The sequence below is a fragment of the Paraburkholderia sp. DHOC27 genome (genome assembly GCF_003429005.1).
Lineage (GTDB): Bacteria > Pseudomonadota > Gammaproteobacteria > Burkholderiales > Burkholderiaceae > Paraburkholderia.
The window spans coordinates 526,322-550,281 of the sequence record NZ_QVQV01000003.1 but is presented as its reverse complement, the minus strand read 5'-3'; the positions used below and the strand labels follow the sequence as shown (position 1 = coordinate 550,281).

Below are 23,960 nucleotides of genomic sequence, written 5' to 3'. Positions count from 1 at the left end.
CTCAAACCTCCACGATCGTAAAGGACGGCTGCACCAGCTCGCGTGGCAGCAAGACCGACTGCACCGCAATCACTTCACGCGTGCTTTTCGTCACGCCGCCGCCGCCCGCAGGACCATTCGTATAGAGCGTCTCCACCTCGTTGCCCACGCGAATCGCCTCAGCCTTTGACGCGCTCCTGCCGGTCACACGCGCCCGCACCTCGTACGGTTCACCATGGCCATCGCTCAGTGACGAACCGTACAACGAATCCACGCCGATCAGATCAAAGCGCAATTCGCTGACGTCCACGCCGCACAGCGTCAACCGCTCGCGCACAATCTCGAGCGCGAGCTTGCCACGCGCGACGGCGCCAGGTCCTCCATAAGAAATCTGACCTTCGCCGATATAGCCATCCACATACGCCACGGAAACTTTCAGCGTCGGCGTGCGAGGCGTCCCTTTGCCTCCCGTCACGCGCACCCGATCCTTCCCTTCTTCCGCAATCCGCACCTGCGTAAAATCCGCCACCACGTCCGGTTGCAGATAACGCTGTGGATCGTGGATTTCATAGATCAGTTGTTCCTTGCAGGTCGCGGTGGTCACCTGCCCACCGGCATGCGCAACCTTCGTGATGACCACCGAACCATCCTCCGCTACCTCGCCAATCGGAAAGCCCAGTCGCGCAAGATTGGCCACGTCCTTGAAACCGGGATCCGAGAAATAGCCACCCGTGATTTGCCCTGCACATTCCAGCAAATGCCCGACCACGGTGGCCTGTCCAAGACGGTCCCAGTCATCGAAGGCCCAGCGGAACTCATGAATGAGCGGCGCAGTGAACAAGGAGGGATCGGCGGCGCGTCCCGTCAAGACGATATCGGCACCGGCCTCCAGCGCCGCCACGATGGGCGCCGCGCCGAGGTACGCATTCGCTGACACGATTCGCGCGTCGAACGCGGATACAGCGTCGCCAGATTCTTCGAAGTGGTAGTTAGCGCTGCGCACGACGTCGAGCACATCATCGCCCGTCACCGCTGCGATCTTCAGGCTATGCAAGCCGAGCGAACGGGCAATCTCCGCTGTTTTGCGTGCCGCGGCTAACGGATTGGCCGCGCCCATGTTGGACACGATGCGCACGCCATTGCGCGTCGCCACCGGCAACACGGCCTGCATGCGCGCTTCCAGCAACGGATCGTAGCCGCTCTCGGGATCATGGCGTCGCGCCTGCTGCGCCAACGCAATGGTGCGTTCTGCCAGGCATTCGAACACAAGGTAGTCGAGCTTGCCGTGTGTCGCGAGTTCGACAGCTGGCTCGATACGGTCGCCCGAATAGCCCGCGCCGGCGCCAATGCGCACCACGCGTGATGGATTCGTTGTGTTCATTGCTGTCCTGATGACTGTCTGAATACGTTAAGCCAACATCAAAGCGGGAAAATGCCGAGCACGACGCACGCTATCGTCATCACGATCGACGCTCCAAACAGCAGCGGGAACGTGAACTTCTGATGATCGGCCAGATCGATGCCGGTCAATCCACAGACGAGGAAAGTCGCAGGCGTCAACGGACTCACCGGAAAACCCGTGGTCATCTGACCGAGCAACGCGGCCTGTCCAATCTTCACGGCGGGCACGCCAAGTTGACCGGCAACTTCGGCAATCACCGGCAGCACGCCGAAATAGAACGAGTCGGGATCGAACAGCAAACTCAGCGGCATCGACACCAGGCCGAGCACAACGGGGATATGCGAGGCCATGGTCTGCGGCACGAAACCCACAGCCGTTTGCGCCATGGCCTTCAGCATGCCGCTGCCTTGCATCACGCCGGTGAAAACACCTGCCGCGAGCAGAATGCCGGCCATCATCAAAGCCGCGCGGGCATGTGCGTCGATACGCTGGCGCTGCATTTCCACGTTCGGGTAGTTCACCAGCAACGCGATGCATAGCCCAACCATGAACACGAGCGCGGGCGGCACTTTCTCGCCCATCACGACCATCGATCCCAACACGATGATGGTCAGCACGATGTTGAACCAGAAATTGCGTGGCCGCCGCAATGCCGCTTGTTCGTCGCTGAGTTGACGTTGCGGCATGGGGATGCTGCCTGCCGCAGCGGTCAGACCGAGGCGCTTTTCTTCGCGACGTCCCAGCCAGAATGCCATGCCAAAGACAAACACCAGGCCGATGATCTGCACCGGTATCAGCGGATTGAACAGCGCGGAAATTGGCAGATGCAGCGAAGCGGATGCGCGAATCATAGGCCCGGTCCACGGCAGAAAGTTGATGCCCGCTGCCATCGACGCCGCCGCGGCCAGCACACGCCGGTCCATGTTCAGGCGATCGTAGAGCGGCAGCATGGCCGGAATCGTCACGAGAAAACACACCGCGCCCGAACCGTCCAGGTGAATCATGAGCGCGAGCAGGGTGGTGCCCATCACGATGCGCGTCGGCCGCGTGCCGACAGTGCGCAGAATGCGGTCGATGATCGGATCGAGCGTGCCTGCGTCGGTGATCGTGCCGAAGTAAAGAATGGCGAACACGAACATGCCGACCACCGGCGCGAGACTCTTCAAGCCGTCGATGACGAACTTGCTGGTTTGCAACCCGAAGCCGCCAATCAGCGACGCCGCAACCGGCACGATGATCAGCGCGACCAGCGGCGACATACGTTTTGAAAGGATCGCCGCTAGCAGAACGACGATGGTGGCCAGACCCAATAGTGGCAGCACGTGTTTGTCTCCGATCTTGTCTTTTGATGTCGACAAGCGTAGGTTCCGTGGATGAATAGAGCAATTGAAATGATTTGATTGCAGCAATCACGTTTCATAATGGATCTCAATCTCCGGGAAATTCGCGCATTCATCGCCGTGGCCGAGGCGGGCAGCTTTACGCGTGCCGCGCTGCGGCTGCATCTGTCGCAGCCTGCGCTGACGGTGCAGATCCGGCGGCTGGAGGAGATGGTCGGCGCGCGTCTGTTCGATCGAAACAGCCGCAACGTGGCGCTCACGCCAGTAGGACGCGAGTTGCTGCCGGTGCTGCAGAAATCGCTACGCGAGATGGAGCACGTGCTGCTCGATGCGCGTGCGTTGAGCGATGGTTCCACGGGCACAGTACGCATTGCCTGTTTGCCGTCGTTCGCAGCGAGCCTGCTGCCGGATCTCGTGCTGGATTTCAGACAACAGGTGCCGGGCGCGGCGTTCGACATCCGCGATGTAGTCGCGAATGGCGTGAACGCGCTGGTTCGCAGCGAACAGGTCGATCTGGGGCTGACGGGTGGCGAGCCGGATGATCCCTTGCTGGAAGTGCTGCATGCGGGCGAGGACCGGCTGTGCATCGTCTGCCCGCTCGATCATCCGTTGACGAAGAAGCGCCGCGTCACGCTGGAGAGCCTGACGGCTTATCCACTGGTGCTCACGGCAAGCGGCACGAGCGTGCGCGCGGTGGTGGCCTCGGCGTTCGAGGAGGCGGGCGTAACGCTCGCGCCAACCTGCGAGCCGATGTACATGATGACCGCCGTGGGCATGGTTCGCGCGGGCCTGGGTCTCACCATCCTGCCCAGCTCCGCACGCGAGATTCTCGCCGAGCCGAGCGTCGTGGCGCTCGCCATTGACGACGCGCGTTTCGTGCGGCCCATCGCGCTCATCAAGAAGCGCGGCAGAACGTTACCACCAGTGACAGAGGCCTTCGCGGCTGCGCTGACTCCCACGCTACAAGACACGAAGAGCAGAAAGATAACGAAGCGCCGCCCCGCTTAGAACGATGAAGCGCAGGCAGCCACTTTATCCCCAGCCTCCTCTGAACAACTACTGGATAACGCCGCTAATTTCTTGTGGGCCGAACCTTGATAAAGCGGCGCCTCGACAGCGCTTTACAAAAGTTGTCCTCGCCTTACGCCCGCTATGCACGCATGCCCCGAAGAGTTATCGAATTCGTAGCGCCTTGATCTCGCAACGAAGATCGGGGTTATCCACAGAAACGCATGGCCTTTGTTAACTATTACTACGTATATATATGTATACAGTAAAAGACATAGGCAAAGCAGATGCCGCGATGCTGCAAACACGCCCACAGAAACAGCATGCGTCATTCGTACCGCTCAGACCAACGGCAGACAGATGCGCGTGAGCAGTTCTGCAGGCGCCGTGTTCTCAGGCGTGTTCAGATACTCTTCGAACGCCGGCGCGTCCGCGGCTTCCCGTCCTGACTTCGGCAGCCATTCTCCATACAGCGATTGATAGACCGCATCCAGCTCGGCGTACGGTCCCTTGTGCACGATGACCGCGTACGGACCCCCGGGCACCTGCGTCACGGAAACGGGCGCAGAAACGTCGACCTGGCGCGACAGCACCATACCCGCCTTCGAACGCAGTTGCGCTTCGGGCACGACGCACGGGTCGTCATAGAAAATGCCGATCATGCGCATGTCGGAAGAAATCAGATTGCGCGCGGCTAACCAGCCGCCGAGCGCCTCGAACGCCTTGCTGATCTGCATGTACGGACCTACGTGATCGATCGTCAACGCTTCCATTGGCGGCAGGTCCTGAATCACTACGTCTTGCATCATCATTTGATTGCCTCCTGATCGAGTCGGCCGAAACCGGGTATGCATCCCAAGCTTGCGATACTTCGCGGCGCCGCATGGGTTGCATGAAGATAACGGTAGCACGCCTCGATTTAACAAATCCTGCTGAGTTTGGGGGTGCTTTCGATGCAACGCAGCAAGACGCCATCGGGCCCCGGGGCTGGCCGCAGCACTGGAACAGCGGAGCTTCGCCGTTCTTCCCTGACACCTCGATTAATGGCTCGTTACCATAGGAACTGGGCCGCGAGTGACCCTACGCTGGAATAGCGCTATCGTTGCAGCATCTCGTGGTGGATGGGATTGCTCGACAGATGACGGATCAGGCCGTTGCACTGGCAGCGGCAATGGAGTCGCATACATGAGATATACGGAGAACATCGGCAGTCGCACGTACCGATTTGCCGATCTGAGAACGCTGCTGGCGAAGGCGAGTCCGCTGCGCTCGGGCGATCAGCTCGCGGGCATCGTCGCGGCCAGTGAAGAAGAGCGCGTCGCGGCGAAGATGGCACTCGCGCAAGTACCGCTGCGCACGTTTCTCAGCGAAGCCGTGATTCCCTATGAAAGCGACGAGGTCACACGTCTCGTTATGGACGACCACGACGCGGAATCGTTCGCCGAGATTTCCCATCTCACGGTGGGCGACTTTCGCAACTGGCTGTTGAGCGACACCACGGATACCGCCGCACTCACGCGCATCACCGCCGGCTTGACGCCTGAAATGGTGGCAGCGGTCTCCAAGTTGATGCGCAATCAGGATCTCATCGCAGTGGCACGTAAGCGCCCGGTGATTACGCGCTTTCGCAACACGGTGGGTTTGCCGGGACACCTGTCCGTGCGTTTGCAACCCAACCATCCCACCGACGACGTCAAAGGTATCGCCGCTTCGATGCTCGACGGTCTGATGTACGGCAGCGGCGACGCGCTGATCGGCATTAACCCCGCTTCGGATAATCTCGCCACCATCACCACGCTATTGCGCATGATGGATGAGTTCCGGCAGCGCTATCAGGTGCCGACCCAATCGTGCGTGCTGACTCACGTCACGAGCACGATTGCCGCCATCGAAAAAGGCGCGCCCGTCGATCTGGTGTTTCAGTCCATTGCCGGCACGGAACAGGCCAACGCCGGCTTTGGCATTTCGCTTGCGCTGCTGCAGGAAGCGTACGAAGCGGGTCTGTCGCTCGAGCGCGGCACCGTGGGCAACAATCTGATGTACTTCGAAACCGGGCAGGGTAGCGCGTTGTCCGCGAATGCGCATCACGGTGTCGATCAACAAACCTGCGAAGTACGCGCGTATGCCGTGGCGCGCAAGTTCAATCCGTTCCTCGTGAACACGGTGGTGGGTTTCATCGGACCGGAATATCTCTATGACGGCAAGCAGATCACGCGCGCCGGACTCGAAGATCACTTCTGCGGCAAGCTGCTCGGCGTGCCGATGGGCTGCGACATCTGCTATACGAATCACGCAGAAGCGGACCAGGATGATATGGATAATCTGTTGACGCTGCTCGGCGTAGCGGGCATCAATTTCATCATGGGCGTGCCGGGTGCGGACGATGTGATGCTCAACTATCAGAGCACGTCGTTTCACGATGCCCTTTATGTGCGTGACGTATTGGGACTGCGGCGCGCGCCGGAATTCGAAGCGTGGTTGGAAGCCATGCAGATCACCGATACGCGCGGCATCCTCCTCAACGGCGCGACGCAGCAACCGCTGCTGGAAGGCGCACGTGACTGGATGGGCATCGCATGAGCCGCGACTTCATCGAAAAGAACCCTTGGAGCGCGTTGCGCCAGTTCACCAACGCGCGCATCGCATTGGGCCGCGCAGGCAGTGGCATGCCAACCGAAGCGTTGCTCGCGTTCAATCTTTCGCACGCGCAGGCGCGCGACGCTGTGCATCATCCTCTTGATGCAGACGCATTGCACGAGCAGTTGCGCGCGCATGGATTCACGACGCTCGACGTACACAGCGCGGCGCCTGACCGCGAGCATTATCTGCGGCGTCCCGATCTGGGACGGCGTTTGTCCGATGAGAGCAGGGCGCTGCTCGCGCAGAGCAGCGTTGAACCGCCAGAAGTGGTGTTCGTGATCGCGGACGGCCTCTCGGCTTTCGCCGCGTCGAAGCAATCCATCCCGCTCATGCAGGCGGTTGTAGCGCGACTCGCTGACTGGAAGATTGGCCCGATGGTGGTTGCAAGACAGGCACGCGTGGCGCTCGGTGATGAGATTGGCGAACTGCTGAAAAGCAAAATGGTGGTGATGTTGATCGGCGAACGCCCAGGACTAAGCTCGCCGGATAGCCTCGGTATTTATCTGACGTATGCGCCGAAAGTGGGCTGCACAGACGCGCAACGCAATTGCATTTCGAACGTGCGGCCAGAAGGTTTGAACTACGCGGCAGCGGCACACAAGCTGCACTATCTGTTGACGCATGCGCGTCGTCTGGGACTTACGGGTGTCGGTCTAAAGGACGACAGCGACGCGTTGCTGAATGACGCGCCCAACGAAAACGCGGCGCCCATTCCGGCGCCGCGTGAGGCAAAACAATGAATCAGGCCATCACATAGAATCAGGCCATCACATAGAATCAGGCCGCAACGCGTTCGACAGGATGCGTATCCAGCCACGCATTTTCGTCGTCTTCGAAAAGCCGTGAGCGAGTTAAAAAGCGCTTGCCCGTCGACCCTTCCAGCGAAAACATGCCGCCGGTTCCTGGCACGACATCGATGATCAACTGCGTGCTGCGCCAGTACTCGAACTGCGATTCGCTCATGTAGAACGGCACTTCCGCGATCGTGCCAAGCTTCACATCCGACGAACCCACGATGAACTCTTTGGCCGGAAAGCACATCGGCGCACTGCCGTCGCAGCATCCACCGGATTGATGAAAGATCAGGTGACCATGTTCGGCCCGCAACTTGCCGATCAACTCCGCAGCTTCCGGCGTCACGATGACCCGTTCCACTTCCTTTTCAGCCATGACGTCTCCTTTTGAAAAAGAGAGCGAGCCGCACGAAGCGGCCCGCCCGTCAGGAAGTCAGACTCAGAAAAAGCCGAGCGGCTTATCGCTGTAGCTGACGAGGAGATTCTTGGTTTGCTGGTAGTGATCGAGCATCATCTTGTGATTCTCGCGGCCAATGCCCGACTGCTTGTAGCCACCAAACGCTGCGTGCGCCGGATAGGCGTGATAGCAGTTGGTCCACACGCGGCCGGCTTGAATGGCGCGGCCAAAGCGATACGCACGCGTGCCGTCGCGCGTCCAGACACCGGCGCCGAGACCGTAAAGCGTGTCGTTGGCGATTTCCAGCGCTTCGTCTTCGTTCTTGAACGTCGTCACCGAAACCACCGGGCCGAAGATTTCTTCCTGAAAGATGCGCATCTTGTTGTGACCACGGAACACGGTCGGCTTGATGTAATAGCCGTTCTGCAGTTCGCCGTTGAGCGGATTGCGTTCACCGCCCGTCAGGCATTCCGCGCCTTCCTTCTTGCCGAGGTCCAGATACGACAGGATCTTTTCAAGCTGTTCCTGCGAGGCCTGCGCGCCGATCATGGTTTTCGTGTCGAGCGGGTGGCCCTGAACGATCGCTTCCACGCGCTTGAGTGCGCGTTCCATGAACTTGTCGTAGATCTTCTCTTCGATCAGCACGCGCGACGGGCAGGTACACACTTCACCCTGATTCAGCGCGAACATCGTGAAGCCTTCCAGCGCCTTGTCGAAGAAGCTGTCGTCATGGTCCAGCACGTCGGCGAAGAAAATGTTCGGGCTCTTGCCGCCCAGTTCCAGCGTCACCGGAATCAGATTCTGGCTCGCGTACTGCATGATCAGACGGCCCGTGGTCGTTTCGCCAGTAAAGGCGATCTTGGAGATGCGCTTGTTCGACGCGAGCGGCTTGCCTGCTTCCAGACCAAAGCCGTTGACCACGTTGATCACGCCCGGCGGTAGCAGGTCCTGAATGATTTCGAGCAGCACGAGAATCGAGGCAGGCGTTTGCTCGGCCGGTTTCAGCACCACGCAATTGCCAGCGGCCAAAGCGGGCGCAAGCTTCCACACGGCCATCAGGATCGGGAAATTCCACGGAATGATCTGGCCGACCACGCCAAGCGGTTCGTGGAAGTGATACGCCACCGTGTCCTCGTCCACCTGCGAGATCGAGCCTTCCTGCGCGCGCACCGCGCCGGCGAAATAGCGGAAATGGTCGATAGCAAGCGGGATATCCGCGGCCATCGTCTCGCGCAGCGGTTTGCCGTTGTCGATCGTCTCAGCCACCGCGATGCGCTGAAGATTCGCTTCCATGCGGTCAGCGATGCGGTTGAGGATGTTGGCGCGGTCCGCCACCGAGGTCTTGCCCCATGCGGTCTTGGCCTTGTGCGCAGCATCGAGCGCGAGTTCGACGTCCGCTTCACGCGAACGCGGAATTGAGGTGAACGGTTCGCCCGTAATGGGAGAGATATTGTCGAAGTATTCGCCGCCGACAGGCTTCACCCACTGGCCGCCAATGAAGTTGTCATATTGCTTCTTGTACGGGAATTCGGTGGTCAGAAACTGCATCTCTGCATGGTTCATCTGTGTGCTCCTCACATGGTCGAATGGTCTGTGCCCGGTGCGGTGATCCGCAAACCGTCCGTCGCTTACGCCAGAAGCGTGCCAATGCGGGAAACTGCGGAGTGCCGTACGCTGCACGGGCGCAGGCGTGGCGCTGTGCAGACCGACGCGCCGGCGTGCGAATGTCGGCACGTACCGATTGTGAACAACATGTCCGCCCGGTGTTCAGAAATTGATCACCGTTGCCACTGTTCATTCACACGGGCTTTTCGCTCACCTTCCGCCTTCTGGCGCTGACTGCCAAACGCGTCCCAGGGTGGCTTATGGTCGGGATTTGTGGTCTAGTAAACACCTTGTAGCCACTACAAGGTCTGCAGGTCTGCGGCGCAAGCTGGAGGGTTCATGAAAATCGGCGAACTCGCGAAGATTGCCCACTGCACCACCGAAACCATCCGCTTCTACGAAAAAGAGGGCCTGTTGCCCGCAGCGGATCGCACCGAAGCCAACTACCGTCGTTATGCCGCGCGGCACGTCGAGCGCCTGTGCTTCATTCGCAACTGTCGCGCGCTCGACATGACGCATGACCAGATTCGCACGCTGCTATGTCTGTCCGATACGGCGGACGGAGGCGGTGACGCGATCCATGCACTCGTCGACACGCACATCGCTCATGTGGACGCGCGCATCGGCGAACTCGAGCAATTGAAGGCGCAATTGACGACACTGCGCGAGCAAGGGCAGGCCGCGCAGGTGGTCGAGGACGGTGGCACTGCCTGCGAATTGGCCGAGATGGAAGTCAGCGCGCCTCATTCGCGACATACGCGTCTGGGTTGAAGCGGCGTCGGTCAGTCGGTGCAGGGCCTGTGGCTCCGGCGGTTCCATCATTCGAACCGCGCCGGACCAACTCATCAACAAACGAATCGAAGCTGGAGAATCAAACGTGTTCAAGTGTAGAAATCAGTCCTGCGAAGCGCAGTGGGAAGAGTCGGACGTCGTGATCAAGAACGAGGGCCAGGGGCTGTTGTTCCGCTGCCCGATGTGCGGCGCGCGTAATTACGTCGAGCGCTTCGACGCGGACGATGGCTCGGTGGTCTACGAGCAGATCGAAGGCCGTCCCTTCCTGTAAGCCACCTGAGCCACTCACACATGAACAGTCCCACGACCACCACGACCGCTGCTGCGCCCCCAGGCAAGCCGTTTAGCCTGCTGCCGCTGGCGCCCGCCATGTTGGCGAATCTCGATCAGCTCGGCTACGTCGACATGACGCCGATCCAGGCCGCGAGCCTGCCCATCGCACTGGCCGGCCACGATCTGATCGCGCAGGCAAAAACCGGCAGCGGCAAGACCGCCGCGTTTTCGCTCGCGCTGCTGGCCCGACTCGATGCTCGCAATTTCGCTGTGCAAGCGATGGTGCTGTGCCCGACCCGTGAACTCGCCGATCAGGTGACGCAGGAGATTCGCCGCCTCGCGCGCGCGGAGCAGAACATCAAGGTGCTGACGCTGTGCGGCGGTACGCCCATGCGTCCGCAAACGGCGAGCCTCGAGCAGGGCGCGCATATCGTGGTCGGCACACCGGGCCGCATCATGGATCACCTCGAACGCGGCAGCCTCGCGCTGGGCGCGCTCAACACGCTGGTGCTGGACGAGGCGGATCGCATGCTCGACATGGGCTTTTTCGACGATATTGCGACGGTCGTGCGTCAGTGTCCGAAGGAGCGGCAAACGCTGCTGTTTTCCGCAACGTACCCCGACGGTATCATCAAGCTGAGTCAACAATTTCTTCGTAATCCGAAGGAAGTTAAACTCGAAGAGCGCCACGACGACAGCAAGATTCGCCAACGCTTTTACGAAGTAACCGAAGACAGCCGCTTGCACGCCGTTGGCCTGTTGTTGAATCACTACCGGCCCGTCAGCACACTGGCGTTCTGCAACACCAAGCAACAGTGCCGCGATTTGCTCGACGTGCTTCGCGCGCAAGGGTTTCACGCGTTGGCGCTGCATGGCGAACTGGATCAGCGCGAACGCGATCAGGTGCTGATCCAGTTTGCGAATCGCAGCTGCTCGGTACTGGTGGCGACGGACGTCGCGGCGCGTGGCCTGGATATCGCGCAACTCGAAGCGGTGATCAACGTCGACGTGACGCCTGACCCGGAAGTGCACGTGCACCGCATTGGCCGCACGGGGCGGGCCGATCAGGAAGGCTGGGCGCTCAGTCTCGCGAGCATGAACGAGATGGGTCGCGTGGGCAGTCTCGAACAGGCGCAGGGGCGCGAAGTGGAATGGCATCCGCTGTCCGAGCTCACCTCGACCAGCAACGAACGGCTGTTGCCGCCCATGGAGACGTTGCAGATTCTCGGCGGCCGCAAGGAAAAAATCCGCCCGGGCGATGTGCTTGGCGCCCTGACTGGCGAAGCGGGCTTCGCGGGTTCGCAGATCGGCAAGATCAACGTGACCGAGTTTTCGACCTATGTCGCGGTCGAACGCAGCGTGGCGCGCGATGCTTTGCGCAAGCTCAGCGCGGGCAAAGTGAAAGGTAAGAAGGTGAAGGTGCGCCTGATGGACGAGTAGTCGCGAGGCGCCGTTTCCCTCTCGCTGCCATGAGGGAAACGCATGCCGCGCATGACAAAGTATCGATTGTGACCGCGCGCCGGCTGATGCCTAATCATCAAACCGGCTGGAGCGTCCTGCTTCTGGACCTTCCGCAGCCTCGCTGTCAGATGGAGAAACCGTTATGCAGAGCGCCTTGCACGCCCGCTCGAAGCTGCCCGATGTAGGCACGACGATCTTTACCGTGATCGGTCAACTGGCCGCTCAGCACGAAGCGCTGAATCTTTCGCAAGGTGCGCCGAATTTCGCACCGGATCCGAAACTGGTCGACGGCGTCGCGCAGGCCATGCGCGCAGGACATAACCAGTACGCGCCGATGGCCGGCATCGGCGCGCTGCGCGACGCGCTCGCCAGCAAGGTCGAAACGCTGTACGGCGCGCGTTACGATCCCGCCACCGAAGTTACCGTCATCGCGAGCGCGAGCGAAGGTCTCTATTCGACGATCAGCGCGCTCGTGCATCCCGGTGACGAGGTGATTTACTTCGAGCCGTCGTTCGACAGTTACGCACCCATCGTGCGATTGCAGGGCGCAACGCCCGTGCCGATCAAGCTCTCGCTGCAGGATTTTCGCGTGAACTGGGACGAGGTAAGTGCCGCGATCACGCCGAAGACCCGCATGATCATCATCAACACGCCGCACAATCCCACCGCGACCGTGTTCGACGACGCCGACATTGCGCGGCTCAAAGCCATCACACAGAACACCGATATCGTGATCCTTTCCGACGAGGTGTACGAACACGTGATCTTCGATGGCGCCGAACATCAGAGCATGGCGCGACACACCGAACTCGCGCAACGCAGTGTGATCGTGTCGTCGTTCGGCAAGTCGTTTCATGTAACAGGCTGGCGCGTAGGCTATTGCCTCGCACCCGCCGAGTTGATGGACGAGATCCGCAAGGTGCATCAATTCATGGTGTTTTCCGCGGATACGCCGATGCAATACGCGTTCGTGGAAGCGTTGGCGAAACCGGAAAGCTATCTCGGCTTGTCGGCGTTCTATCAGCAGAAACGCGATTTGCTGGTGCACGCGCTGCGCGAATCGCGTTTTGAACTGCTGCCTAGCCAAGGTAGTTTCTTCATGCTGGCGCGCTTCCGCGGCTTTTCCGATGAAAGCGATAGCGACTTCGTGCTGCGTCTGATCCGCGATGTGCGGGTGGCGACGATTCCGCTCTCGGCCTTTTATACCGACGGCACCGACGGCGGCGTGGTCCGGCTGAGTTTCTCGAAGGACGACGCCACACTGATGGAAGGGGCGCGCCGGCTATGTTCAGTGTGAGAGGCCCGGTATGAGTGAAATGCAGGAGGCGCTCGTCGCAGCAGTCGTACAGATGAGCAGCACCGACAACGTGGCGGAGAATCTCGCGCAGGCGCGCCGCTGGGTTGAAGCGGCTGCACGGGCCGGCGCGACGCTGGTGTGTCTGCCGGAATACTTCTGCTGGATTGGCAGCGATGAAAACGAGCGCGTGAAGCTCGCTGAAGCATTCGGTGATGGGCCGATCCAGCACGCGCTCGCACAGCTTGCGCGCGATACTAACGTATGGCTGATCGGCGGCACTGTGCCGATTCGTCCGGCGAGCGGTCCGCGAATCGGCACGCACGCCTACAACACGGCGATGCTGTTCGATCCCACGGGACGATGCAGTGCGCGCTACGACAAGATCCATCTGTTCAGCTTCAATCAGGGCACGGAACAGCATGCGGAAGGCGACACGATGCTGGGTGGCGAACGTGTCGGCACCGCGCAAGGTCCGTTCGGAACGATGCGGCTTACGGTGTGCTACGACCTGCGTTTTCCCGAGCTGTATCGAGTGGGACCGGCAGCCGATGTGATCGCAGTGCCCGCGGCGTTCACGCACACTACCGGCCTCGCTCATTGGGAACTGCTGCTGCGAGCGCGGGCTGTGGAGAATCAGGCGTACGTGCTTGCGTCGGGGCAGTGCGGTACGCATCCGAACGGCTGGCGCACTTACGGACATAGCATGATTATTGGACCGTGGGGCGAGGTGCTAACGCATCGTGCGGACGGACCCGGCATCGCGGTTGCCGAACTCGAGCGCAGCGTGCTGGATGAAGTGCGCGGGCGATTGCCGGTACTGGCGCATCGGAGGTTGAATACGCCGCCGGATGTTGCTCTTTCCTAAGTGTTTTGGATAACTTAGCATTCGCGAATACCCGGCCGCTTTATGGCGCCATTTTTTGAGGCGACGAAATGCGCGGTGCTGGAGCAAATTTTAATTGTGGTTAGGGGGAGAAAAAATGAAATGGCTTAAGACGCTGCTGACGCTCGCGTGTGTGATGAGCGCGGCTACGCTTTCCGTTTGCGGTTCTGCGGCCGATGCAGGGACGCTGCGCTTTGGTCTAGAAGCACAATATCCGCCGTTCGAATCTAAAGGATCGAACGGTCAATTGCAGGGGCTCGATGTCGATGTCGGCAATGCCGTTTGCGCAACCGCGCGTCTGACGTGCAAGTGGGTCGAGACGTCGTTCGACGGTTTGATCCCTGCGCTTCAGGGCCGCAAGTTCGACGCCATTAACTCGGCGATGAATGCTACCGAGAAGCGTCGCGAGGCGATTGATTTCACCAACGTGATCTACCGCGTGCCGACCCAGTTGATCGCTAAGACCAGCAGCGGACTTCTGCCGACACCGGAGTCGCTGAAGGGCAAGCGTGTGGGCGTGCTGCAGGCGTCGATTCAGGAAACCTTCGCGAAGGCGCATTGGGAAAATGCGGGTGTCAGTATCGTGTCGTACCAGGATCAGAACCAGATTTACGCAGATCTGGTCTCGGGGAGATTGGACGCAACTCTGGTGCTGGCGCCGGCGGGGCAGACAGGTTTTCTGTCACGCCCGGATGGCAAGGACTTCGCCTTTGTTGGTCAGCCGGTGCGCGACGACAAAATCCTCGGCAGCGGTATAGCGTTCGGGCTGCGCAAGGGCGATACGGCGTTGCGCAATCAGTTGAATGCGGCTATTGCCAAGTTGCAGGCCGACGGCACGGTGAAGGCGTTGGCGCAGAAGTATTTGGGGGGGATTGATGTATCGGTGAGGTGAGCGTCGCACTTTATCATTCTGCGCTACCCGATTGACGCTGCAGCGGTCGCTGCGGCGTTGAACATGCAGTGTTGAACATATATGCGTTGCGTTACCACCCAGCGGTGCTTGCGCGTCGTTCAGAGCCAACATCCCTCGTCGTCGAGCGGTACGCTGACGCGCGCCCCGCGCCCGGCCTCGCTGGGCTCATACTGCCTTATCTCCTGATCTATCTCTTGCGCGATAAGGAGCGGCCTGGATCAATCTAAACGATCTACGATAACGAGCAGGTGTTAGGTAAGGATCTGCTCCGCGCGAACTCATCCTTGTATTTAGAGATACTAATTGTTGATACGATGATTAGTCAATTTAAAGACAAGGGAATCTTCCACAAAATGAATGATAAAAATACAACAAATCTGAAATTTTCAGCTACAGGCACCATTGCAATCGCACTGACAGTTAGCGCACTTTTCGCCGGATGCGCGACCGAATCGTCTCGAACGCTACCGGTTCCAGTTGTCAGCAGCGCGCAGCAACCCTATTCAGGCAAACCGGTCGAGATAGCGATTGGCAAGTTCGATAATCAATCGTCTTATATGCGCGGAATTTTCTCCGATGGTGTCGATCGCCTTGGCAGTCAGGCGAAAACAATCCTCATTACCCGTTTGCAACAGAGTCGACGGTTTAACGTTCTCGATCGCGACAACCTTTCGGAGATTCGGCAAGAAGCCAATTTCATGAAGAAGGCGCAGGCAGTCAGAGGAGCGAATTTTGTGGTGACGGGAGATGTTACCGAGTTCGGCCGTAAGGAGGTAGGCGATCAGCAGCTCTTTGGCATCCTCGGCCGCGGCAAAAGTCAGATTGCCTACGCAAAGGTGAACCTCAATGTCGTTGACACGACCACGTCCGAAGTCGTGCTTTCGAGCCAGGGGGCGGGTGAATATAGCTTGTCGAATCGCGAGGTGATCGGTTTCGGTGGGACGGCCAGTTACGACTCGACGCTCAATGGCAAGGTTCTCGATCTGGCCATTCAAGACGCCGTGAATCATCTTGCGGAACAGATTGATTCCGGCGCCCTCAACGCGTCAAAATAATCCGCGCTCGAGCGACCTCATTCGTTTCCTCTCAGAGACCTCATGGATACAAAGAGTTTGAACCGCTGCGTGTGGCTGCCACTCGCCGCCACTGCTGCGTTGCTGAGTGGCTGTGCAGCGAATAAGTCCGCGCCGCCGCTTTATCAGTGGGATGGTTATCAACCGCAGGTGTACGAATACTTCAAGGCACAAACTACGCCTCAGCAACAAATCGATGCGCTCGAAAAATCGCTTCAGGAGATTCGCGCGAGGGGTAGCCGCTTGCCGCCTGGCTTCCATGCCCAGCTCGGGATGCTCTATGCAAGTGTAGGCAAAGAGCAGCAGGCACTGCAGGAATTTGAGGCGGAAAAGCAGGCATTCCCCGAGTCGTCAACCTATATGGACTTTCTGACGAAAAAGTCCGGACAACAATGAGGGCTAGGCCATGTTTAAACGTGCTTCACTAAGGCTTTTGTCGGCCGCCGCCCTGCTAGGTATGTTAGCGGCCTGCGCCGGTCCCGCTCAACAACTCACCGATTACACGGCGTTCAAGAAGAGTCAGCCCCGCTCGATTCTCGTGCTGCCGCCCGTTAACGAAACGCCTGACGTGAAAGCGAGTTACGGCATGCTTTCGCAGATGACCAAGCCGCTTGCCGAGTCGGGTTACTACGTCATTCCCGTCGGATTGATGGACGAAACCTTTAAGCAAAACGGTCTGACGACGGCGTCGAACATGCAGGACATCGCGCCCGCCAAACTGCGGCAGATATTTGGAGCAGACGCGGCACTCTACACGACGGTGACGAAATACGGTTCGGTCTACCAGGTTGTCGACAGCACCACGATTGTTTCCGCCTCGGCGAAACTTGTGGACTTGAGAACGGGTGACGTCCTGTGGCACGGCGTCGGCAGCGCGAATGGCAATGAAGTGGGCGGCAACGTCGACGTGAATGCCTTTGGTCTAGTTGGCGCGTTGGTGCAGGCGGCGGTCAAGCAGGTGGCCCATAGTCTGTCGGACGATAGCGTGGCCGTCGCGGGACTGACCAGCCGACGGATGCTGTCCGCTGGACCACCCAATGGTCTGCTATACGGCCCGTACTCGCCGAAATACGGTACGGATTAAACCAGACGGGAGCTTGTTCAGAGATGCAGTGCGAACGTCGTGGAAGTTGACGGGGCCTCGCACGTTGTTTCGTCTAGTAGAGCTTTCTTGGCGGGGGCTGGATCGAAAGACAGCTCACAGCTAACGAAATGCGTGCACGTCATGCACGTAGTGCAATCGTTGAAAGCAAAAGGCCAGTCACGAGGACTGGGCTGGCTACATCGTTGGCTATTTCACCAAAGGAGACGGGCGGGCGGTTCGAATGAAGCCGACGCCCGAAGTGCAGACACTGACGAAGGGGCGTTGAGCAAAGTAGTGCGTGGGGCAAGCGAAGATGACCAAATCGCGTAGAAGGGTAGTTGCCGCGAGTCTTACCTCTTCGTATTCTTCGATAATTTTGTTGCCTAGATTTCCACGTGTCTCACATAGGCTCGCTTCTGCAGGAAGCTGGCAGTCCGTACCTTTTGAACTTGGCATCGTCACATCGTTCTAAGACGAGCTACGGGAGCCTGGCTGCATGCTGGGCGATGCGTCGACACATTGAACATTCTGTTGGATCGACAAGGAGATGCGGTGGGAATCAAAATGACTACTGCGCTTGACGCGCGAGGCGAAGAATGGGCGGCCGAACACTATTCGAAGGGAAAGGGCGTCGAGCCATTGCGGTGCCCACATTGCCCGACCGCGGTGACGCACCAGAGCGCCTATACCTGCGAGCGGCACGGCAAGAGTATCAAGGTGACTGCCTATTTCAGGTTATTGAAAGACGGTGACCACGCGGACGGTTGCCCGCACGCAGTCGAGGCTTACATCAAGAAGCTCGTCGCACCTTCCGAGGGACTGATCGAAGCCTTGCACGACGGTAAGTATCGCCTGCGACTGATGATGGTCGCCGACGCGCTCAAGGCAATGCAGGAGCGAGCTTCGAGCCCAAATACAAAGAGTCTTCGCAAAGATGGCGGGACGGAATACCAACGCACATCGGGTAGCCTACCGGCGTATGTCAACTCGGCGAAGAAGGTCCTTTTGCTGCGTGCGGCTTGCGACGACGACAACATTGCGCAACACCTCGAGCTGGTCTTTGAAGGAAATACTGTTGTGCCTTGGGCATCGTTCTACTATGAAACGCAACGCTATATGGAGGCGTATCGAGCGTTGTCGCTTCAGACCGTCAAACACCCTGTAGCGCTTCACGGCGTGGTCAAGTCGAAGCGGAGCCTCGTCATTGACGGCAGGTCGACGAATGTAGTCAATCTGCTCATCCCGAAATACATCGAGGACGCTGACGATACCTCGCACGGGATCAGCGTCGAGGCGAGCGTATGGGCTGAGGACCCGGATTGGTTTGACGACATCAAAAAGGACTCGGAGGTGGTCGTGCTTGGCATGTGGGGCGCGAAGGCGGGCAAGCGCTGGCCGTCGAAAGAGCCCGGGAAGTTCCGATTTTCAGAAATGACAACATACAAGCTCAATCTTACGCTGTCGCTGAAAGCACAGATTGCAAGTGTACCGACAAGCCGCTGAGCCCAAAGACCGGTAATAGGGTGAATACGTTGACAACCAACATTCGCATCAATCGTCATTGCCAACCGGCGTTTGACGGCTCTAAGGCCGGGAGCATCCGTAAGGTTAACGCTGACGAAGTGGACCCTCAGCGGATAAGCTACGCTGGCTCTTTACAATGTCAGGTTGTATCGGCGAAAGAGCTTGTGAAAAAACGCGACGACATTGGCTTGAGCATTATCGGCAAGCAACTCGGAAGCACCGTACCGATAGACCTCGTATCCCGCCAGCTTTAGATCCCGATCTCCTGCTGCCATTTGCGCATACCGGTGGGCATCTGCCTTGCGGGTATCGGGGTTGCCATAGTGGTGCATGCCATCGACCTCGATAACGACGCGGATGCCGTGTGGGAGTAGAAGCAGGAAATCCATGCGAAAGCGCAGCAGCGCATCCGCGCCCCGCTCGCGCACTGTTTTTGGGTCCCAGTGCAACCACACTTCGGGAAGCAGCGCGGGAAGGCCAGGTACTGCTTGACCGAACGCCTTGAAAAATGAAGCGAACAATAGACGTTGCGGTGGTGAGTTATTCGGAAGACAGCTTCTCAGCCTTTTGTATAGGGAAGCTTTAGCCTGATCATCATTTTCGATTCCTTGCAACTCACTCCACCACGCTTGCAGGTCCTGCCAGCGAACGCCTTCATTGCTGATTGGCCGGTCATAAACTAGTACCTTGTCCGCGTCTGTGACGATCTCGATGTCGTTGTTGATCGCATCGCGAAAGCGCAGATCGGGTTTGCTTGACGATGCGAAGATGATGTTCTTGGGCCGGTTGCCCGAGGCGCTGTATAACGACACCAGAGAATATTCCGGATAACCGTTTTTGACGCCAGTCTCTCTCAGGTGCGCGCCGCAGCGCGTCAACACTCGATTCGCGCTTTCGACAAATTCCCGCTGGTCGGTAACGTCGGGTTGGACGTCTCCGGTTGCCATTCCTTCGATGAATCTGACAAACCGCTGGTCTGAAGCATCATAGGCGCCCACTTGATCAAACAGATAGTCAACCGTCCAGTCGCCGGGATTTCGGAACACATGCCTATCTATCTCGGCGGCAAGGCTGTTATCTTGCCGGCCGACAAGATCCGCCCACGGGTCGTGTTCAATAATCCAGAGAGTCTTTAAGAGGTCGTTGAACCGCCTTGCATCGCCATAAAGAGAAACTTGCTGAAGCGAGCCGGCGAGTTCCCGGCGAAAGCGCAACGGGATCACGGGGCAGGGATCGTCCATCCATAGAAGGTCCTGCAGGCGGTTTCGGACTGTAAGGCTCACCTTGCCTCGCTCAATCAGGAGCGCTGCTGTCCTTGCGATATCGGCGTCCGCCATAGCGTCGAAACTTGCATACAGCCGGTCACGCTTCGAGCCTTCGTCGTCAGGAACCGGCATACCGTAGGCTGCACAGAATGCCGGTAACTCGCCGTGAGTGCAGCTATCTTTCATGTTGCCGATGAGCGGGCGCAAGAAATCTCGCAAAGCGGAAAAGTCCATACAGGAGTTCGCGTGGTCTTCGCTCGTGAATGTACGAAAGCATCGTGCAGTCAGCGTTAACAGAGATCAAGGGTGAAACGGCGACAGTCAGACAGTGTAAATAATATCGTCGCGTTTGCCAGAATCCAACGCGTTATTCGGCGGCTTCCTCGTAATCTTCAATGACTTCGTCAGACATGCGCGCAAGGTGTCTAAGCTCGCCGATATCCTTCGCGTTATCGTACGAGAGGTATGTACACATCTCGCTTAGCGCTCGTCCTTCGAGCAGCGAAAACACGGGGCGACGGATCTCTTGAAGCACCTTTTCTCGCTTTTCGGCCGGCGCGACGATGTGAAGTCTGATATGGATGTTCGGCTGCAGTGCGACGAGGTCTGCCATCCGCAACAGTCCGGAGTAGACAGAGGTCGTATGTTCGACTTCGAACGCGCGTACTATGGAGCGCTTCGGGAGCCAAAGGACGTCGATTTGCTTGATCGTCGTCATCGTAGTGGAGTCGTAACTCAACGGCAGCTCGTCAAGTAATATGCCGGGCGCTGCCTGCCAAACTTTGAGCACGCGAGGCAGCTCGTCACAGGCGCCCGATTGCGTCGCTAAGGTGAGATTGTGTTACGTCGCGTGGAGCGGTGTCAGACGCCTGACTTTGCGGCGCTGGCGAGCAACGCGTGCGACGTAATTTGAGCGCCCACGATCCCGACTGGCGGATGGATCGACATGGATTGAGGCGGCCTCAAAATGCCTACACGGAATCTAGAAAGCAAAAAGCCCAGTCACAAGGACTGGGCTTTTCACTGATTTTCTTTGGTGGGGCGTGAGTGACTCGAACACTCGACCTACGGATTAAGAGTCCGCTGCTCTACCAACTGAGCTAACGCCCCCAACAGACTGCGAATTATGCAGGAGTTTTTTTGAGTTGCCTAGTCCCCTTTAGCAGATTTCTTAAAAAAATTTGTGACGGCCGCCGTTAGCCCCGGTCCTTAGGCGCCTGGATCGCAAAAACGCGCAAAGGGCGGCGGCCCGGTATCATGTCGCAACTCACGTCGCGTGAAGGATGGCGCGTGATTTATACGGGGACACAGACGGAACACAGTCGGGACACACCGGGGCACGACATGGACAACAAGGCGATAAGTGAGTTGCTGGACCGCGTGCTCGCGCCGTGGGTGCGCACCCTTGCGCTGACACCCGTCAAGGTCGACGAGGAGAGCGCCACCATGCGGCTGCCCTTCTCGGGAGAGTGGCGTCATTCGGGCGGTGCGATCTCCGGGCAGGTGTTCATGGCCGCCGCCGACACGGCGATGATCGTCGCCATCTCGGCGGCCCTCGACGGCTTCCGGCCCATGACCACGGTGTCGCTCAACATCAACTTCATGCGCGCGGTTCGCAAGGGCGATGTGCTCATCACCGCCCGCGTGTTGCGGATGGGCCGCAATCTGGTTTTCGGCGAGGTCGAACTGTTCGACGAGGACGGCAAGATGGCCGTCCACGCCACGACCACCTACGCTTTGCTTTCGTAACTTCAGCAGCGTCGTCGCAGCAAAAAAAAGCGTCCCCGCTCATCGCGAGCGGCACGCGGCGCGGCGTATCGCATGGCAGGGAAAAAGGAACAACGAACGATGTTCGATCAGGTTGTATTCGCGGGCGGCGGCAATCGCTGCTGGTGGCAAGCGGGATTCTGGGATGTCGTGCAACCGGAGTTGGATATCCGTCCGCGCGTGATCGCGGGTATTTCCGCGGGCGCGGCCACCGCGTGCATGCTCTACACGCGCGATTCCGACTGGGTCATGCGCTACTACCAGGAGGCATTGCGCCACAACACGCGGAATGCCTACTGGGGCAACCTGCTCAAGGGCGAGTCGGTGTTTCCGCACTACCGCATCTATCGCAAGGCGCTGCTCGACATCTACGGCGAGCGTTTCGCCACGCTGGCGAAAGCACCCGAAATCCGCATTGGCGTGTCGCATCTGCCACGCTGGCTCGGTGCGCGCAGTGCCGTCGCTGCAGGGCTGATTGCGTACAACATCGAGAAGTATGTTCGCAAAACGCTGCATCCCACGCTGGGGCAGACACTCGGCTTTCACCCGGAGTTCGTGCGTGCGCAAGACTGCGCCACCGTCGAGGATCTCGCTGACCTGATCCTGCAGTCATCGTGCACGCCACCCTTCACGCCAGTGATGCGGCGCAATGGCCGGCCGGTGCTCGATGGTGGAATGGTCGACAACGTGCCGGTCGGCGCTCTCGATGAAACGCCCGGCAATGTGCTGGTGATGGTGACGCGGCTCTATCCGCGTCCGCAGATGTTCGTGGTGCCGCACGGCGCGCAGCAGCGCCTCTATGTGCAACCGTCGCGCAAGGTGCCCATCTCGAGCTGGGACTACACGAGCCCTGGACAGATGGAACACGCGTACAACCTCGGCCGTACGGACGGTGAGAGTTTCCTTCAGCACATGCCGCAGTTGGTCAGCGCGACAGCACACGGCTGACGCGCTGACCCGCAGGTGTCTGATAGCAAATGTCAGATGCCCGGCGGCTCGAAACGCGCCCCCGGCGTAACCTGGCGGCGCGAGCCCTACGGGACCGTAGCCGCCAGCCTCACACTCAGCGTCGCCGCCCGCCTTGCAACGCTTCGGGATTCGCCACACTCGACGTGTCTCCCTGATCGAAAGCCAGAATGTTCTGGAACGCCGCGGTGAAGTACTGCTCGTAGCTTTCCCGTTCCACATAACCAATGTGCGGCGTGCAGATCACGTTCTCCATCCGCAGCAGGCTGTAACCCTGCAGGATCGGCTCGCTTTCGTAGACGTCCACGGCCACCATCCCCGGCCGGTTGCGCGCGAGCGCATTCACCAGCGCGTTTTCTTCCAGCAACTCGGCACGGCTCGTGTTCACGAGCAGCGAAGTCGGCTTCATCCGCAACAGGTCCTCCTGCTTGACGATGCCACGCGTGTCGTCGTGCAGGCGCAGATGCAACGACAGGATGTCGCTCTGCTCGAACAGCGCCTCGCGACTCTCGGCCACGCCGTAGCCATCCGCGCGCGCGGATTCGAGGGTGCTGCCGCGTCCCCAGACCAGCACGTTCATGCCAAACGCCTTGCCGTAACCCGCGACGATCCGCCCAATCTTGCCGTAACCCCAGATACCGAGCGTCTGACCGCGCAGCACCTGGCCCAAGCCAAAGTTAGGCGGCAGCGCCGACGTCTTCAGCCCTGACTGCTGCCAGGCTCCTTGCTTAAGGTTTGCTACGTATTGTGGAATGCGCCGCTGCGCAGCCATGATGAGAGCCCAGGTCAGCTCTGCCGGCGCGATGGGCGAGCCGCTGCCTTCCAGCACGGCAATGCCGCGCTCCGTACAGGCTGGCAGGTCGATATGGCTCGACACCTTGCCGGTCTGACTGATCATGCGCAGATGCGGGAGTTTATCCAGAAGTTGCGAGTTGATGCGGGTACGTTCGCGGATCAATACCAGCGCGTCGACTTCCGACAGCCGGCTTGCCAATTGCCCGAGGCCACGGACGGTGTTGTTGAACACCTTGACGTCGTGATCAGCGAGCAACTGAAAGCAGTCGAGCTTGCGGACGGCGTCCTGGTAATCGTCGAGGATGGCAATCTTCATAGTCTGGGTGTTTTTTTGCGGGCGCACCATCTGGGTGCGGAACGGAGTAATGAGTGGAGTGTCCCAACATGTGATGTAACCCACACGCTGGCTTGGATGGATGCCTTATCGTGAAACAGCGCCGCACAGACGGCATCAGACGCAAGGGCAAAGATTGACATCGTTTTTAACAGTTTGTTGCGTGTCGACGCAAGCCGCTTTACAGACGGTTGCAGAGCGCGTTGCAAAGAGCATTCGGCCGCGCGGTGAGCGGACGGCATGGCAACAGGCTGATGGCCCATCACGACCTGCACAATCGCGCGCCCGCAGGCTGGCGCAGCTGGATTGACGCCTCTCGCAAGCAAGCAGCGTGGCTGGGCTCGAACCGTTTTTCTTTTTGCTTACGA

Annotated in this window: 23 protein-coding genes and 1 tRNA gene; 15 read left to right on the top strand and 9 right to left on the bottom strand. The window is 59.2% G+C overall.

The window, feature by feature from the left end:
* Position 1 precedes the first annotated feature (1 nt).
* The gene (locus D0B32_RS14505) at positions 2-1,360 is read right to left on the bottom strand and encodes an acyclic terpene utilization AtuA family protein (protein ID WP_117334647.1); all 1,359 of its coding nucleotides are present in this window, start codon (positions 1,358-1,360) and stop codon (positions 2-4) included.
* 38 nt (positions 1,361-1,398) lie between these two features.
* Positions 1,399-2,703: a CitMHS family transporter gene (locus D0B32_RS14500; RefSeq protein ID WP_117334872.1), complete on the bottom strand. Its 1,305-nt coding sequence runs from the start codon at positions 2,701-2,703 to the stop codon at positions 1,399-1,401.
* 99 nt (positions 2,704-2,802) lie between these two features.
* Here D0B32_RS14500 and D0B32_RS14495 point away from each other — a divergent pair, with 99 nt between their 5' ends.
* Positions 2,803-3,729 (top strand): LysR family transcriptional regulator, encoded by a 927-nt coding sequence (locus D0B32_RS14495; protein ID WP_117334646.1) that lies wholly within the window; start codon positions 2,803-2,805, stop codon positions 3,727-3,729.
* A gap of 341 nt (positions 3,730-4,070) precedes the next feature.
* Here the strand turns inward: D0B32_RS14495 and D0B32_RS14490 are convergent, their stop codons facing one another.
* The gene (locus tag D0B32_RS14490; protein WP_117334645.1) at positions 4,071-4,541 is read right to left on the bottom strand and encodes a GyrI-like domain-containing protein; all 471 of its coding nucleotides are present in this window, start codon (positions 4,539-4,541) and stop codon (positions 4,071-4,073) included.
* Between the two features lie 373 nt (positions 4,542-4,914).
* Between D0B32_RS14490 and D0B32_RS14485 the strand changes: the two genes are divergently transcribed.
* Together D0B32_RS14485 and eutC are read left to right on the top strand one after the other, a co-directional pair.
* Positions 4,915-6,309, top strand: a complete 1,395-nt coding sequence (locus tag D0B32_RS14485) for an ethanolamine ammonia-lyase subunit EutB (RefSeq protein ID WP_117334644.1) — start codon at positions 4,915-4,917, stop codon at positions 6,307-6,309.
* Positions 6,306-7,109 (top strand): ethanolamine ammonia-lyase subunit EutC, encoded by an 804-nt coding sequence (gene eutC / locus D0B32_RS14480; RefSeq protein WP_117334643.1) that lies wholly within the window; start codon positions 6,306-6,308, stop codon positions 7,107-7,109. Before D0B32_RS14485 ends, eutC begins: the two co-directional genes overlap by 4 nt.
* 37 nt (positions 7,110-7,146) lie before the next feature.
* On the opposite strand, the gene D0B32_RS14475 is transcribed toward eutC, so the two are convergent.
* Both D0B32_RS14475 and adh read right to left on the bottom strand, forming a co-directional pair.
* Positions 7,147-7,539 carry a DUF779 domain-containing protein gene (locus D0B32_RS14475; RefSeq protein WP_117334642.1) on the bottom strand — a complete coding sequence of 131 codons (393 nt, stop codon included), beginning with the start codon at positions 7,537-7,539 and terminating at the stop codon, positions 7,147-7,149.
* Between the two features lie 63 nt (positions 7,540-7,602).
* Positions 7,603-9,123, bottom strand: a complete 1,521-nt coding sequence (gene adh, locus D0B32_RS14470) for an aldehyde dehydrogenase (RefSeq protein ID WP_117334641.1) — start codon at positions 9,121-9,123, stop codon at positions 7,603-7,605.
* Positions 9,124-9,504: 381 nt separating this feature from the next.
* Here adh and D0B32_RS14465 point away from each other — a divergent pair, with 381 nt between their 5' ends.
* The 10 genes from D0B32_RS14465 (at position 9,505) to D0B32_RS14420 (ending at position 18,444) form a co-directional block, all read left to right on the top strand.
* On the top strand, positions 9,505-9,936 hold the full coding sequence (locus tag D0B32_RS14465) for a Cd(II)/Pb(II)-responsive transcriptional regulator (protein WP_117334640.1): 432 nt from the start codon (positions 9,505-9,507) through the stop codon (positions 9,934-9,936).
* A gap of 106 nt (positions 9,937-10,042) precedes the next feature.
* Positions 10,043-10,228 carry a hypothetical protein gene (locus tag D0B32_RS14460; RefSeq protein ID WP_117334639.1) on the top strand — a complete coding sequence of 62 codons (186 nt, stop codon included), beginning with the start codon at positions 10,043-10,045 and terminating at the stop codon, positions 10,226-10,228.
* A 20-nt stretch (positions 10,229-10,248) separates the two neighbouring features.
* On the top strand, positions 10,249-11,670 hold the full coding sequence (gene dbpA / locus D0B32_RS14455) for an ATP-dependent RNA helicase DbpA (protein ID WP_117334638.1): 1,422 nt from the start codon (positions 10,249-10,251) through the stop codon (positions 11,668-11,670).
* 163 nt (positions 11,671-11,833) lie between these two features.
* Positions 11,834-12,988 carry a pyridoxal phosphate-dependent aminotransferase gene (locus tag D0B32_RS14450; RefSeq protein ID WP_117334637.1) on the top strand — a complete coding sequence of 385 codons (1,155 nt, stop codon included), beginning with the start codon at positions 11,834-11,836 and terminating at the stop codon, positions 12,986-12,988.
* 10 nt (positions 12,989-12,998) lie between these two features.
* Positions 12,999-13,853: a carbon-nitrogen hydrolase family protein gene (locus D0B32_RS14445; protein ID WP_117334636.1), complete on the top strand. Its 855-nt coding sequence runs from the start codon at positions 12,999-13,001 to the stop codon at positions 13,851-13,853.
* A 115-nt stretch (positions 13,854-13,968) separates the two neighbouring features.
* Complete coding sequence (locus D0B32_RS14440) at positions 13,969-14,763, top strand: ABC transporter substrate-binding protein (protein ID WP_117334635.1); 795 nt, start codon at positions 13,969-13,971, stop codon at positions 14,761-14,763.
* A gap of 269 nt (positions 14,764-15,032) precedes the next feature.
* Positions 15,033-15,839 carry a CsgG/HfaB family protein gene (locus tag D0B32_RS14435; RefSeq protein ID WP_259294999.1) on the top strand — a complete coding sequence of 269 codons (807 nt, stop codon included), beginning with the start codon at positions 15,033-15,035 and terminating at the stop codon, positions 15,837-15,839.
* A gap of 57 nt (positions 15,840-15,896) precedes the next feature.
* Positions 15,897-16,253 carry a DUF4810 domain-containing protein gene (locus D0B32_RS14430; RefSeq protein WP_117334871.1) on the top strand — a complete coding sequence of 119 codons (357 nt, stop codon included), beginning with the start codon at positions 15,897-15,899 and terminating at the stop codon, positions 16,251-16,253.
* Between the two features lie 10 nt (positions 16,254-16,263).
* Entirely contained in the window at positions 16,264-16,941 is a 678-nt protein-coding gene (locus D0B32_RS14425; protein ID WP_117334634.1) for a DUF799 domain-containing protein, read from the top strand.
* A gap of 564 nt (positions 16,942-17,505) precedes the next feature.
* Positions 17,506-18,444 carry a hypothetical protein gene (locus D0B32_RS14420; protein ID WP_117334633.1) on the top strand — a complete coding sequence of 313 codons (939 nt, stop codon included), beginning with the start codon at positions 17,506-17,508 and terminating at the stop codon, positions 18,442-18,444.
* A gap of 152 nt (positions 18,445-18,596) precedes the next feature.
* Here the strand turns inward: D0B32_RS14420 and D0B32_RS14415 are convergent, their stop codons facing one another.
* The 3 genes from D0B32_RS14415 to D0B32_RS14405 all read right to left on the bottom strand — a co-directional run bounded on the left by D0B32_RS14415 (position 18,597) and on the right by D0B32_RS14405 (position 20,840).
* The gene (locus D0B32_RS14415) at positions 18,597-19,964 is read right to left on the bottom strand and encodes a hypothetical protein (RefSeq protein WP_117334632.1); all 1,368 of its coding nucleotides are present in this window, start codon (positions 19,962-19,964) and stop codon (positions 18,597-18,599) included.
* Positions 19,965-20,097: 133 nt separating this feature from the next.
* On the bottom strand, positions 20,098-20,448 hold the full coding sequence (locus D0B32_RS14410; RefSeq protein WP_147329525.1) for a hypothetical protein: 351 nt from the start codon (positions 20,446-20,448) through the stop codon (positions 20,098-20,100).
* 316 nt (positions 20,449-20,764) lie between these two features.
* Positions 20,765-20,840, bottom strand: a tRNA-Lys gene (locus D0B32_RS14405).
* Positions 20,841-21,074: 234 nt separating this feature from the next.
* Between D0B32_RS14405 and D0B32_RS14400 the strand changes: the two genes are divergently transcribed.
* A complete protein-coding gene (locus D0B32_RS14400; RefSeq protein WP_117334630.1) occupies positions 21,075-21,479 on the top strand; it encodes a PaaI family thioesterase in 405 nt (134 codons plus the stop codon).
* Between the two features lie 99 nt (positions 21,480-21,578).
* Entirely contained in the window at positions 21,579-22,445 is an 867-nt protein-coding gene (locus D0B32_RS14395; RefSeq protein ID WP_117334629.1) for a patatin-like phospholipase family protein, read from the top strand.
* A 115-nt stretch (positions 22,446-22,560) separates the two neighbouring features.
* On the opposite strand, the gene D0B32_RS14390 is transcribed toward D0B32_RS14395, so the two are convergent.
* Positions 22,561-23,574 carry a D-2-hydroxyacid dehydrogenase family protein gene (locus D0B32_RS14390; protein WP_117334869.1) on the bottom strand — a complete coding sequence of 338 codons (1,014 nt, stop codon included), beginning with the start codon at positions 23,572-23,574 and terminating at the stop codon, positions 22,561-22,563.
* Positions 23,575-23,960 lie beyond the last annotated feature (386 nt).